General features: G+C 42.7%; 13 protein-coding genes and 1 tRNA gene. 6 read left to right on the forward strand and 8 right to left on the reverse strand.

The genetic code is table 11. From position 1 onward, the window contains the following. Positions 1–126: 126 nt before the first annotated feature. Positions 127–199, reverse strand: a tRNA-Trp gene (locus ACR5KR_RS31350). Positions 200–351: 152 nt separating this feature from the next. Then, positions 352–714: a 50S ribosomal protein L19 gene (gene rplS, locus ACR5KR_RS31355; RefSeq protein ID WP_322671078.1), complete on the reverse strand. Its 363-nt coding sequence runs from the start codon at positions 712–714 to the stop codon at positions 352–354. Positions 715–866: 152 nt separating this feature from the next. Between rplS and ACR5KR_RS31360 the strand changes: the two genes are divergently transcribed. Next, on the forward strand, positions 867–1,925 hold the full coding sequence (locus ACR5KR_RS31360; protein WP_445629084.1) for a glycosyltransferase family 2 protein: 1,059 nt from the start codon (positions 867–869) through the stop codon (positions 1,923–1,925). Positions 1,926–2,325: 400 nt separating this feature from the next. Further along, complete coding sequence (locus ACR5KR_RS31365) at positions 2,326–3,384, forward strand: glycosyltransferase family 4 protein (protein WP_448269225.1); 1,059 nt, start codon at positions 2,326–2,328, stop codon at positions 3,382–3,384. A gap of 66 nt (positions 3,385–3,450) precedes the next feature. Here ACR5KR_RS31365 and ACR5KR_RS31370 read toward each other — a convergent pair whose 3' ends face one another. Both ACR5KR_RS31370 and ACR5KR_RS31375 read right to left on the reverse strand, forming a co-directional pair. Next, positions 3,451–4,167 (reverse strand): hypothetical protein, encoded by a 717-nt coding sequence (locus ACR5KR_RS31370; RefSeq protein WP_448269226.1) that lies wholly within the window; start codon positions 4,165–4,167, stop codon positions 3,451–3,453. Between the two features lie 448 nt (positions 4,168–4,615). Further along, positions 4,616–5,440 carry an ABC transporter permease gene (locus ACR5KR_RS31375; RefSeq protein ID WP_445629087.1) on the reverse strand — a complete coding sequence of 275 codons (825 nt, stop codon included), beginning with the start codon at positions 5,438–5,440 and terminating at the stop codon, positions 4,616–4,618. Between the two features lie 484 nt (positions 5,441–5,924). On the opposite strand from ACR5KR_RS31375, the gene ACR5KR_RS31380 reads away from it, so the two are divergent. Beyond that, positions 5,925–6,464 carry a DUF3172 domain-containing protein gene (locus ACR5KR_RS31380; RefSeq protein ID WP_322695423.1) on the forward strand — a complete coding sequence of 180 codons (540 nt, stop codon included), beginning with the start codon at positions 5,925–5,927 and terminating at the stop codon, positions 6,462–6,464. Here the strand turns inward: ACR5KR_RS31380 and ACR5KR_RS31385 are convergent. Continuing rightward, the gene (locus ACR5KR_RS31385) at positions 6,461–6,703 is read right to left on the reverse strand and encodes a hypothetical protein (protein WP_448269227.1); all 243 of its coding nucleotides are present in this window, start codon (positions 6,701–6,703) and stop codon (positions 6,461–6,463) included. The genes ACR5KR_RS31380 and ACR5KR_RS31385 overlap by 4 nt on opposite strands. Continuing rightward, on the reverse strand, positions 6,687–7,451 hold the full coding sequence (locus ACR5KR_RS31390) for a DeoR/GlpR family DNA-binding transcription regulator (RefSeq protein WP_322686269.1): 765 nt from the start codon (positions 7,449–7,451) through the stop codon (positions 6,687–6,689). Before ACR5KR_RS31390 ends, ACR5KR_RS31385 begins: the two co-directional genes overlap by 17 nt. Before the next feature lie 304 nt (positions 7,452–7,755). On the opposite strand from ACR5KR_RS31390, the gene ACR5KR_RS31395 reads away from it, so the two are divergent. Next, positions 7,756–9,666 carry a transketolase C-terminal domain-containing protein gene (locus ACR5KR_RS31395; RefSeq protein ID WP_448269228.1) on the forward strand — a complete coding sequence of 637 codons (1,911 nt, stop codon included), beginning with the start codon at positions 7,756–7,758 and terminating at the stop codon, positions 9,664–9,666. Positions 9,667–9,875: 209 nt separating this feature from the next. On the opposite strand, the gene ACR5KR_RS31400 is transcribed toward ACR5KR_RS31395, so the two are convergent. Continuing rightward, positions 9,876–10,049, reverse strand: coding sequence for a hypothetical protein (locus ACR5KR_RS31400; protein WP_448269229.1), 174 nt, complete (start codon positions 10,047–10,049; stop codon positions 9,876–9,878). Positions 10,050–10,128: 79 nt separating this feature from the next. On the opposite strand from ACR5KR_RS31400, the gene ACR5KR_RS31405 reads away from it, so the two are divergent. After that, complete coding sequence (locus ACR5KR_RS31405; protein ID WP_448269230.1) at positions 10,129–10,719, forward strand: pentapeptide repeat-containing protein; 591 nt, start codon at positions 10,129–10,131, stop codon at positions 10,717–10,719. Positions 10,720–10,895: 176 nt separating this feature from the next. Continuing rightward, positions 10,896–12,005: an RNA-guided endonuclease InsQ/TnpB family protein gene (locus tag ACR5KR_RS31410; protein WP_448269231.1), complete on the forward strand. Its 1,110-nt coding sequence runs from the start codon at positions 10,896–10,898 to the stop codon at positions 12,003–12,005. Here the strand turns inward: ACR5KR_RS31410 and ACR5KR_RS31415 are convergent, their stop codons facing one another. Continuing rightward, positions 12,006–12,878 carry an AMIN domain-containing protein gene (locus tag ACR5KR_RS31415; RefSeq protein WP_448269232.1) on the reverse strand — a complete coding sequence of 291 codons (873 nt, stop codon included), beginning with the start codon at positions 12,876–12,878 and terminating at the stop codon, positions 12,006–12,008. Positions 12,879–12,951: the final 73 nt, after the last annotated feature.

Here is a 12,951-nt window from a genome sequence, read left to right on the forward strand (position 1 = left end):
CGACTCTATTTTACTTACTGGAAGCAAAACAACTGCAAATACAATAAGTTTACCCGAAATTATTAGCGCTAACTGCTATATTAGCAGATGCGTAATTATTTCGGGCTTTGTTTTTTTGCTCTTGAGCGCGCCCTGGAGGACTTGAACCCCCGACATCAGGTTTTGGAGACCTGCGTTCTACCAACTGAACTAAGAGCGCACAAGCTGTTTTTGATTCAGTGATTGCGCTGAACTAAATTTCAGTTTAACGCAATATGCGATTTATATCATACCTTAATTTTGCCCTTAAAACAAGTCAGCGGCAGATGCCGCTTGCAGCTTGAGATTTCTCCCATACTTTTCAAGGACGAATCACAAAGGGCGGTCAAACCGTTGCTTGATTCGGGTTGCTTTACCTACGCGATCGCGGAGATAATACAGTTTAGCACGTCGGACTTTACCGCGACGTAACACTTTAATGCTGTCAATTCGGGGAGAATGCAACAGAAATACCCGCTCAACGCCCACGCCTTGAAAAACCTTACGAACTGTAATAGTTTCGTTGATGCCGCCATTGCGCTTGGCAATCACAACTCCCTCGTAGGGTTGCACGCGGTATTTTTCGCCTTCCTTGATTTTTACTCCCACTTTTACAGTGTCACCCACATAAATGTCGGGCACATTCGATTTTATCTGTTCCGCTTCAATGGAGCGGATAATCTCTTGAGCGTTCATAGTCTTTCTGTCTGCTTAAAAAAACTCACGATCATCAATGATAAATCGATAATCCTATTTCAGTCTACTTGTTAGGATTGATAATTGTACTGATACAACAGCTTAAAGATCGAAGCTATATTGCAGAATGCCGTACTACAAAGGAAAAATTTATGAGATTTAGTATCGTCATCAGTACCTATAATCGCTTGAATTTGCTGAAAAGAGCAATTAATTCGGCTCGTAACCAAACAATCGAGTGCGAAGTGGTTGTTGCTGACGATTGTTCTGATGATGACACCCAAACCTATCTCAAAAGCTTAGGGGATAAGGTTGTTTACCATCGTAACGAAGTAAACCTTGGTCATGCAGCAACGGTAAATGCTGGAGTTGCCAAAGCTAGCGGCGACTGGATTAAGTTTTTAGATGATGATGACTATTTAGCGCCTAACTGCATAGAAGAGATGGCAAAGGCGATCGCCCTTCGTCCCGATGCTGTAATCTGCTCTTGTGTGGCGGCTCAGGTGGATGGCAATGAAGTTGAACTCTCTCGCACCCCCCAAGTTGGCCCCGGTTTAGCTTTTTATATCCCCCAAGCCGATATTCACTACGGGATGCTTTTAGAGCTTGTACCCTTTGGCACACCTGTACAAGTAGCTTGTCGACGTGATGCTTTCCTACAAAGTGGCGGTTGGGACTCCACACTCGATGCTAACTGTGATGACATCGATTCCTGGATTCGGATTGCTCAGTTTGGCGATGCTATTTTCTTCAACCAGTGTCTTGCTTACCGCACTATCTGGCCGGGTGCGTATAATCAGAAGTTTTCTTTGTCTCGGCGGTTGGCGACAAATATTTTAATGAAGGAAAAAATTTACGCCTTGGTAAATGAGCAACATCGCTCAAAGATTCCTGTCTTTCAGGATATAAAAAATTACCTAAGACTCCATTGGATTTTAGTTGCACTGAAGCAAAAAAATCTCAAGAGTTTTCTTTCAATGATAGATCCATCTATACTTTCTCCTCGGTCTTGGAAGTTTTTGCTAACTGCTATTTCATCACGCCGCTCTCAGGGAAACAATTCTCAGGTTCGTAAACTTGTATTGATTGAGTTTTACTATGATGTCTGGCAAAATGCCCAGAATAAAAGCGCCAGTCTTCAGAATTTAGAATTAGATTCTATGCCACTGGTGGACTTGCCCATGAGCGCCCAGTCGAACTCTCAGTACTAGATGAGGACGTTACTAGCTTGAGTTGCTTCAATCTGGATGGAGTACTTGAAACTCAAAAATAAAAAGACTTTTATTCTCTGTTTTGACTGCTGTGTGAAATGGGATTTATATATCTGCTGTGATGTACTAGAGTTCGATACCAGGGTATTGAGAAATAGAAAATAAGGCTGTAGCGACTTGAAATAACATATTCAAAATTTTGAAGTTTTACCCCGATTTATCGAGCCGTTACTGAATAAGTCTTTAAGCTAAGTAACTGGTTAGAAGCGCTCTTCATCAGTAGAAAGTGGTCAATTTTACGCACTACTGACTACTTTTTAGTTGTCGCTGAAGACTTCAAAAATTATGTTGATTTCTATTCAGTTACTTATCCTTATTTTTTATACACATTTCACAGCTTATGCGAATCATACATATTTTGAACCACGTTCAAGAAATAGGTAACGGTATTGTGAATGTGGCTGTGGATATGGCTTGTCTACAGGCAAAATCTGGTTATGAGGTAGCGGTTGTTTCTGCTGGTGGAGAATACGAGGCTTTACTAGAGCTTTGTGGTGTCAAACATTACCACTTAGACCAAAGCAGAAAATTGCTAAATACGATTACAGCAGCTATACGTTACCGAGCGATCGCAGCTGAATTTCAGCCGGATATTGTTCATGCTCACATGATGACGGGGGTAATATTAGCACGCATTTTTAAGGGACGCAAATATGCTTTAGTTTCTACAGTCCACAATGAATTTCAGCGTGCTAGCTTGCTGATGGGTTTAGCTGACAGAGTAATTGCTGTCAGTCAGGCTGTATGTGATTCTATGATTAGGCGTGGTATTCCAGAACATAAGTTGCGGGTGGTATGTAACGGAACTTTAGGCAGTCCTCGCACCCGACAAATCCAAGATTATCAACCTTTACCATTACAGCATCCAGCGATCGCCACTGTCGCCGGGATGTATCAACGCAAGGGAATTGCTGAGTTAATTGCTGCCTTTGAACAAATTGCCTCAGATTTTCCCCAAGCCCATCTTTATTTGGTAGGAAATGGCCCTGATAAACAGCTATTTGAAGCACAGGCACAAGCAACTTCTGTAAAAGAGCGCATTCATTTTGAAGGCTTCCAACCAGAACCTCAACGCTATCTGATATCTTGTGACATATTTGTGCTGGCTTCTCACCGCGATCCGTGCCCTTTGGTGCTTTCGGAAGCTAGAGAAACTGGAACTGCGATCGTTGGCACTCAGGTAGACGGGATTCCTGAAGCTTTAGACAACGGGCGAGCAGGTCTTTTAGTGCCAGCAAAAGATAGTCATGCTTTAGCTGGGGTTTTAGTGCAATTACTGAGTAATGCCGAGATGCTGCAAGAATGGAAACAGCGGGCAAAGAAAAACTTAGACAGGTTAAGTGTTGCCCGCGTTCATCAGGAAACAATGACAGTGTATCGTGAGTTAATTACAGAATGAGGGCAGGGGCACAAGAGGCAGAGGTGCGGAGGGGCAGAGGTGCAAAGGTGCAGGGGGAAAAATTTACTACAACTTCTCCCCTGCTCCCCTGCTCCCTTGCTCCCTTGCTTCTTCCCTACTCTCTTTAACAGAGCGATATCGCTTTAATCTTAAAGCTACGCCTAAAGCGCCAAAAGCCAGTACGCCCAAAACGTTAGTTGATTCAGGAACAGCGGTGTAATAAGCAGCGACTCTGATCGGGCCATCTTTATCTTCTTGCTCTGCTGGAATTGGTGGAATGATTCCAGCACCTGGCGCTAGATTTGGCAGGGTAGCGAATGGATTGTAAAACAAGCTTCCGTTTGGGATGACGCCACCACTAAAAGTGACAGTACTACCAGCAATGGTAATGTCTTTAAAAATATCCTTGAGATCGGGATTAACAGAGTTACCAATCTTCCCATCTCCATTAACATCTCCCCATTCTACTTTTTCATTATCAAATGGTGGAGTAGAATTCGGATTACTATAAGACAAGGTTTTTAAATCAAAGACCAAGCTATTTATATCTTTCCCGGTGGCATTTAGAAAATTATTAGCTACATCTGGAACACCATATTCTATTACTTGCCCTGGTAGATAGTCTGTAAGGGTTCTTGGTTTTTTTATATCGAGTATGGCTTGATTTTTAGTCGTCACAATGGGTTCTACAAAAATGACGGCTCTTGCTGGTGTCCAAGACAAAAAACTAATTCCTGCTGTTCCTAGAACAGACAAGGCTATTTTTGTGGCAATTCTAGTCATATTTGTGTCCTTTTGATATTGATTCACAGAATGCTACACCGCATGGTTTAAATCAAACAGCAAAAACTCATCTTTCAACCGCTACCTATCAGCTAGATAAATAGTGGTTAATGTGTGCTTGCTTCCTGAGTTGATATTTACTCATAGGTTGATTTATAAAGCAATTCTTGTAATGCTTTATCATGAGAACTAGTAATTTCACGCAATCTTTATAAAAAATCCAAATTATAACTTATACATTGACAGATTAGACAATATGTGAATTATCAGTAATTATCCTCACTCTTAATGAACTATAGGAATCCGCTTTGATTCGGAGAAATTATTTGCGTAGGGAGGGAATAGGGAACAGGGAACAGGGAATAGGGAAGAAGGAATAAATGTGTACTGAGTTTTTTCACGCAATCAAATACGCGCTACATAGCAGGTTTGAGATGAAATGCAAGCTTTAATCTTGTTGATGAGCAAATTTATAACCACCCCAGAGAGAAAGAGCGATCGCGATCGCCAACAAAATCGGTATGCTGTACCAAGGAAACTGAGACAAGGGTAAATGGGCAGCTGCACGCAGTCCAATGCTGGCGTAGGTTAACGGTAACAGGTAAACTACGATTTTAAGGGCTGCTGGTAATGTACCAGGGTCAAAGAAGGTTGCCCCTAAGAATGACATGGGGATAATTATAAAGTTGTTGTAGAGTCCAACTGATTCGAGCGATCGCACACTCAACCCTACAATCACCCCTAATCCAGCAAATACGGCACAATTGAGCACCACTAGCAGTAAAAACAGTGGGTTGACAAAATTCCAGTTTCCACTTAAGAGCAACGCTACCAAAATCACGGAACCGGAAGTCATCAAACCCCGCACGACTCCCGCCAGCATTTTACCGATGTACAGCGCTAAGGGATTTATGGGAGTTAACAACAATTCCTCAAAGGTTTTGGTAAATAATCTGTCTCCACAAATTGAAAATGTCGTTCCTGCAAAGCTAACTGTCATCGACGACAGCGCCACCATCCCCGGTAATATAAATTCCAAATAGTTGTTATAGTTACCACTAATTCCCGAACCGGGTTTGATGGAACTACCTAAACCCAAGCCAAAAGCTAAAATATATATCAGTGGCGATATTAAACCTGATGCCGCAACTGGTAAAATTCTCACGCGTAAATCTAACCAATCTCCCCAAAAAATAGTCAGACTATCAGCCAGAAAGATTTGAAGTTGCGAATTGAACCTCTTGCCCGAAGGTAGCGCTCTTTGAGATGTCACTTGCTTTCAATTAGTTATTAAAATTTCATTAAATCTTAATTTACATTGTTTTACACATCAATTACTAGTAGTCTGCGAACCCAAAAATGCTAAGGAGGACTGGGGAAAGGGGAAAGGGAAAAGGGAAAGGGATTTAAACCCTTTCCCCCTTCCCCCTTAACCTTTACCCTACTTGCGTTCCCTTGGCGTACTACTAGGGTAAACAAAAATATCTCATCCGAAAAATTGAATAATTAACAACAAAAGTTAGATAGTTTAAGCATTCTGACTAGATTAATTGTGAAAGTAAATAGCTATATCTGATAACAATTAAAAGTATTAAAATTTTGTGCCAATATCTAGATAAACTAGTATTTTTCTCATTTAACAAGAATATCGCAGAGAAAATCGCAGGCAATTACAGTCAAGAATAGGCATACTGAAAGAGGGAGAAAAAACTTTAGACTACTCCCTCCCAAATTGGCGTGAAGGTGATTAAGCAACAATGAGACGTAAATCTACTGGTAGATCGGCTACTACTTCTAAACCCTCTATTTTCCAATCCCCTCTATTTAACTTCACCACCATCGCAATTATGGGAGGGGTGTTGATTTTGGGAATTGGGATTGGTATTGCTTTTAGTTCTACAACCACATTGGCACCAGCAAATGTAGCTTCCCGTGAATTTATAGACACCAAAGCACCGAACCCGGAAATTTGCGTGCAGTACGGAGCCAGCGCGATGGTGATGGACGCTAGACTGTTTGTCACTCTCAACCCCTTTAATGTTTATGTTTCCCAGCCGAGTATGCGTCCTGGATGCGTGCTGCGACAAAATAACTGGGCGCTTTTAGAACAACGTAAGCTGGTGACATCCGAGCAGGTAAATGAGTGCAAAAATCGCCTGAACACTTTTGGTTTCACAGGTAACTTGGACAGTGATAAACCTGATATTAGATGTATATATCAGAATGAAGCTGCTCAAAACTTCTTCACCGCTCAACCGGGAGCAGTTGGAACACCTCAAGAAACGGATAGATTTTAGATTTGGGCATGGGGAATGGGGCATTGGAGAAGAGATAAGGGAGACAAGGAAGAGGGGGAAGACAAGGAGAGAAGTTTGAGCGTCGGCTTCCGGCGTTGGCGTAGCCCGCCGTAGGCATCAGAACTTCGGAGAGAGATTGATTCAATAATTCCCCCTTGTCTCCCTTGTCCTCCTTGTCTCCCTATTCCCCAATCCCCCGCGATCGCATCTTCCTTCATCAGATCATTCGTACTCGTCACGGATAATTGTCAAACCTAAAGCTTTGTAGGCACTCAGCATATTATTAGATACTGTCGGTGCTGTTACTAGGTAAGTCAGGGCATGAATGGACTCTACTAGATAAGGAGCAGCTGTATCTAGTTTTTCTGCTGTGACTAATCCTACTACCTCAGCCGATCCAGCAATCATCGCTCGTTTGACGTGGGCTTCGTCTAGGTTAGGTACACTAATCCCAACTTCTGGATGCAAACTGCAAACCCCCAACATGCACAAATCTGCACGAATCATCCGTAATGTCTCAATCGTGACAGTACCGACGTTTACCAAGGCTTTTTTGTAGAGTTGTCCGCCTAACATCACAACTTCTATATGGGGATGTTCTGCTAGAGCAACGGCGATTGGCGGACTATTTGTAATCACTGTTGCGTGCAAATCTAGGGGCAAATGACGGGTTACTTGGAGAGTTGTCGTACCTCCATCTAAAATCACCACCTGTCCTGTACTAACTAATTTTGCTGCTGTGCGAGCGATCGCTTCCTTTTCTTTTGGCGCTTGCTTTTGGCGATCGGCATAACTAGCGGTGGCTGGAGATTTCAGGAGCGCTCCCCCATGAACGCGTTGCAATAGTCCGGTTTGTGCTAGTTCTCGCAAATCCCGGCGAATCGTATCCTCAGAAACTTTCAGAACAGCACTAAGTTCTGTCGAAAGTACCTTTTTATCACGACGCAGAATTTCTAAGATGAATTGTCGTCGTTCAGCAGTTAGCATAATTAATTTTCCTGAATTTGCGTTTTTGAACTTGAAATTGCACGTTTGTGAGTTTATACTTATTGATATGCAAGTCTCTGTACGGTAATCCGTAACTTCAATTGAATTCAAGCACATTCATGCACAATTGCATGTATTGATTTTGGCATTTGATCGAATCACACGGTTCCACAAAGGTTCCGAGTGGTTAACTTGAGTTTGGATAATTGTTGCTCAATGAGGGTTTTAACAATTTTTTTGTAGTGCGATCGCGCATTTCCTCTGTTCAAATTGTTTTTTATTCAATCAATAAACCACGACTATTATGAATTCCCAATTTCCAATCGATCTCGGTGCTTACAAACCTTTAGCGCTCAATCCCGCAAATTCCAGCCTCACCACTGAACAACGAGATACTCTCAAAGCGAATATTCAACTTTGCCGAGATGCGATCGTTTTTTTTACGGCGACTGGCGCTGCTAGCGGAGTCGGCGGTCATACTGGTGGGCCATACGATACAGTGCCAGAGGTAATGATTCTCGATGCCTTTTTCCGGGGAGCATCGGAGCAATTTGTACCGATTTTCTTTGATGAAGCAGGACATCGAGTTGCCACTCAATATCTGATGGCAACGTTGCATGGTGACTTACCTGCCGAGCAACTTTTACGTTATCGGCAAGCACATTCCAATTTACCGGGACACCCGGAACTAAAACTAACTCCTGGTGTGAAATTTAGTTCTGGTCGCCTGGGCCATATTTGGCCTTACATCAATGGTGTGGCAATGGCGAATCCAGGAAAGGCTGTTTTTTGTCTCGGTTCTGATGGTTCGCAGCAAGAAGGCAATGATGCCGAAGCTGCTCGTTTGGCTGTTGCTCAACATCTCAACGTCAAGCTGCTCATTGATGACAACGATGTAACGATCGCTGGACATCCTTCTAAATATTTACCTGGTTTTAGTGTTGCCAAAACCTTACAAGGGCACGGGTTAAAAGTACTTCAAGGAGACGGGGAAGACTTAGACGATTTATACCGTCGCATTTGCGAAGCTGTGAATACTCCCGGAGCGATCGCTATTATCAATAAACGCCCGATGTGTCCTGGTATCGAAGGTTTAGAAGGCTCCATTCATGGTCATGATGTCATTTCTGTAGATTTAGCACTTAAGTATCTAGAATCTCGCGGACAAACTGCGGCTGTCGAATACCTTAAAAGTATTGAGAAACCCAAACAAACATATACGTTTCTGGGTTCTGGCGATAAATGGGGCGCTAACCGTAGTGTGTTTGGTGAAGCCGTAGTGGGTGTCCTCAGTCGCATGAGTGAAGCGGAGCGTAAAGAAAAAATCAAGGTCATCGATAGTGACTTAGAAGGCTCCTGCGGTTTGAAGAAAATTCATGAAACATACCCAGAAATATTTATTTCCTCCGGCATCATGGAACGGAGCAACTTCTCTGCTGCGGCTGGATTCGGGATGGACGAGGGCAAGCAAGGTATTTTTGCGACCTTCAGCGCCTTCTTAGAAATGTGTATCTCTGAAATCACGATGGCACGGCTGAACTATTCCAATGTTCTGTGTCATTTTTCCCATGCGGGTATAGATGACATGGCAGATAACAGCTGCCACTTTGGTATAAATAATATGTTTGCCGACAATGGCTTGGATGATGGCTACCCAACACAATTGTACTTCCCGGCAGATAATAATCAAATGACAGCTTGTGTAGAAGCTGTATTCCATGAGCCGGGACTGCGGTTTATTTTCTCCACCCGTTCCAAAGTGCCCAATATTCAGGACAGCAACGGCAATGACTTATTTGGAAGTGGCTACAAGTTTGTTCCTGGTAAAGATGAAGTTATAAGAGAAGGGACGCAAGGCTACATTATCAGCTTTGGTGATGCTCTCTACCGTGCCGTTGATGCTGTAGAGCGTCTGAAGCAAGATGGGTTAGACGTTGGTTTAATTAACAAACCAACTTTAAACACCATTGATGAAGAAATAATTACCAAAGTTGGTAATGCTCCTTTTGTGCTTGTAGTAGAACCCTTTAACCGTCGCACTGGCTTAGGCAGTCGTTTTGGTTCCTGGCTACTAGAGCGGGGTTTGACTCCCAAATATGCCCATCTTGGAACTTATAAAGAAGGTTGCGGCGGTTTGTGGGAACAGTACCCATATCAAGGTATCGATCCAGTAGGCATCATCAACAAAGTAAAGGAGTTAGTTGGAAAAAGGTAATTCATTAGACCTCTTGCAAAAGTAATTTTTGCAAGAGGCGGGAAAAGGGGAAAGGTTAAAGGGACTCATGTTTTTTATTATTCCTTTCCCCTTTCCCCCTTACCCTTTTCCCTACAAATGCCAAGAAGTCTATTTATTAGGGCATAGCCGAATGGCACTAAGAAAAGCTCTAAGCTATGTGGAATAAGGACTACAGCTTTAAAAGCTATTTAAAAGTGTTGAGATGGCTTAGGCAATTGTCTTTGATGAAGTTTCATAGAAGCGATCGCCGATAAAGTTGATCGCAAAGAGCGATCGCTGTACATAAACGGGGATGAGATGTAAGGATTATGTAAATTTTGTGCTAGGTAGATAAAGCTTACTCGTTCATGAAATACTTTCACAAGAGACGAGTAAGCAAATATAACTACTACTGTGACACTACGCGTACAAATCCTCAAGGATAAATTTAATCAAAGATAGATGAGTATAAGTGTTGAGGAGTTGTTGCAGCGATATGCTGCTGGGGAGAGAGATTTTGCTGGAGTCAGTCTGAGGAAAATTGTATTGGTTAATGCTAATTTGAGAGGAATCAACCTGTCCAATGCTGACTTGAGTTTTGCTAATTTGATTGCTATCAAGTTGACTGATGCCAATCTGAGCCAAGCCGATTTCACCGGAGCCAATCTTACTGGAGCCAGATTGGACAGAAGTAATTTGCAAGGGGTTTCCTTTGAATGTGATGCTGTAGGGGCTATTTTCGACCAAGCTGATTTGCGAAGAGCTGGAATGTACAGAGCCCGTTTGAATGGGGCTAGATTCGATAAAGCAAATCTTGAAGGAGCCATTTTGGGGTGTACTGATTTGCTCGGTACCAGTTTCCGAAATGCTAACCTGCGCTCTGTTGACTTGGAAGAAGCTGTTGGTGCTGCCGATTTTACTGATGCCAATCTCTTGGGAGCTAGTACTTATGATTTTGAGTTCAGATTGGGACGTTCTATTTTCTGTAGAACAGTCATGCAGGATGGTAGCATCCGTAATGATGGATGCTTGGGAATTGCCGATGACATTTAATTCTGTTGATGCCAGTAAAGGAGCTTAAATTCATAAAGGAACTATCATCAAAAAACTTGCTCTTCAAATTCAGATACCCCTGATTGGGAGTTAGTCGATACCGAAGTTTATAAGCAAGAAGATTCTCTTTACGAGGCTATCGTTGTTACGTACTATAAACCCCTAGAAAACGTCTAATGAAGCGCACTGTTAGCATCCCAGTTGATCTGCCATCTACAAGATTTCTGCCTTTGATGAATCAGTGTGCAGAAATTTTTAATGCACATATTGACTGGGCATTAGCCAACAGTAGCTACAACAAAAACAAGGCACACAAAGAACTGTATCATTTATTAAGAGTACAGTTTCCTAGTGTGCCTTCGGCGTTATTGCAAACGGTTCGGGATAACGCTTTAGAAGCAGTTAAGGCTACCAAATTCAAAAGCATTCCCCGAAAAAAGCCAACATCAGGACTAAGGTACGATCAGCGCACAATCACGCTAAGGGGTCGTCAGTTGACACTTAGCTGCATCGGTAAGCGAATTAGTTTAATGCTAGATGTTCCCGACTATTTCAAAGAAGTTTTTGAAACCTGGGAATTTTGTGGAGCATCTGTTACTTATGCCAAAAAGCAAGCGCAATTCTGGGTACGCTTAATTTTTGAAACAGAAGATCCGCCACAAATACAAGGAAAAATTCAAGGAATTGATCGAGGGTTATACCATCAAGCTGTAACCTCCGATAGACAATTCTTTAGTTCATCTAAAATTAGAGCGCTACAAAGACGTTACTTATTCAATCGTCGTAAACTCCAGCAAAAAGGCACTCGCAGTTCTAAGCGTCGTTTAAAAGCGATGTCTGGACGCGAGAAGCGGTTCATGTCGGACACGAATCATTGTCTAAGTAAAAAGCTAGCCAACCAACCTCTTGTTGCAGTTTTTGTGCTTGAAGACTTGTCAAGTATTCGCACCCAGCGACGCGGCAAGAAAATGAATAAATGGTTGGGGAGTTGGGCATTCTATCAGCAAGACCAGTTTTTGTCCTACAAAGCAAAAGCGTTAGGGAAACGAGTAGTACATCAAAATCCTCGCTACACCTCCCAAAAATGCAATATTTGTAAGCAGATCAAAAGAACAAATCGGCATAAGTCTAGGTTCCAATGTCAAAACTGTGGACATCGGACTCACGCGGATTTAAATGCTGCCAAGAATGTTCGGGATGACTATATTCTCTCTTCTACCCAGTTAAGGACGGAAGAGCAGGTGTCAGTCAATGCACCGTATGTTTCAGCCGAGTCTCTCGGTTAGTTACAAGCCCCATCCCCTCGTGGGTGGGGCAATTGACTTAGTTTTGGGTAAAGGTTGACCAAACTCAATGATCGGGGGATCGGGAGCATTGGGGATTATTGGAACTGGAAATTCCGATATTCCCGAAGGAGGAATGTTATTTAAATTACTGGGTTGATTTGGGAAAGAAGGAGGGGGAAGACTCAAAGCAGGTTGTTGAGAGGGAGAGGATGTATTTTGATTTAAAGCAGGTACGGTGACAAAAGGCTGCCCTGAGTTAGTAGTAATTGTTGAGGGCAGTTCATTGGATGGAGGCGGAACTGTGAGTGAGGGGGATTGTTGATTAGTAGCGGTTACGGGTTGTTTACTAGGCGGCTTTTGGAGTGTTTGAGGTTGTTTCTTGGCTGAAGCTGCGGATTTTCCTGGTTTTACGGCTGTAGTTTTACCGGGAATAGCCGAACGTAATACCCAGCGAGTGGAGTTTTTTCGAGAAACGGGTTGCAGTTGTACCTGTTTGGGATTAAAAACAGTCCCTGCCGCTAAATCTAAGACAATACGTGTATCGTTTGCGTTTAGCTGAGAAATGCGAATGCTTTTGATTGCTCCAGAATAATTTTGTTGTGTGGTAACTTTGCCCAACTTAGTATTCGGTAAATCTACAACCAGACGAGAGGGTTGGGCTAGGTAGAAATAACGAGGGGTTGTGCCTGCTGAGAGATTGATTTCGAGTTGCTGTGTCTTGGGAGAAAAACGCCAATTATTTAGCTTTGCCCCTGGTGTACCAGCATTAGTAAAAGTTTCGAGGGCGATCGCTGCATAAAAACTTAATATACTGATGCTAAATAACTGCTTGCCCCATTGGTAAAATTGCTTAGTCTTTAGTCTCCGATTCATTCTGTTATTTGCTCCATAAAACCCATACAATGCACTTACATTGCTGTTTACTTCGCGCTTCCAATCCCTTAGA

It is taken from the genome of Nostoc sp. DSM 114159 (assembly GCF_053470285.1).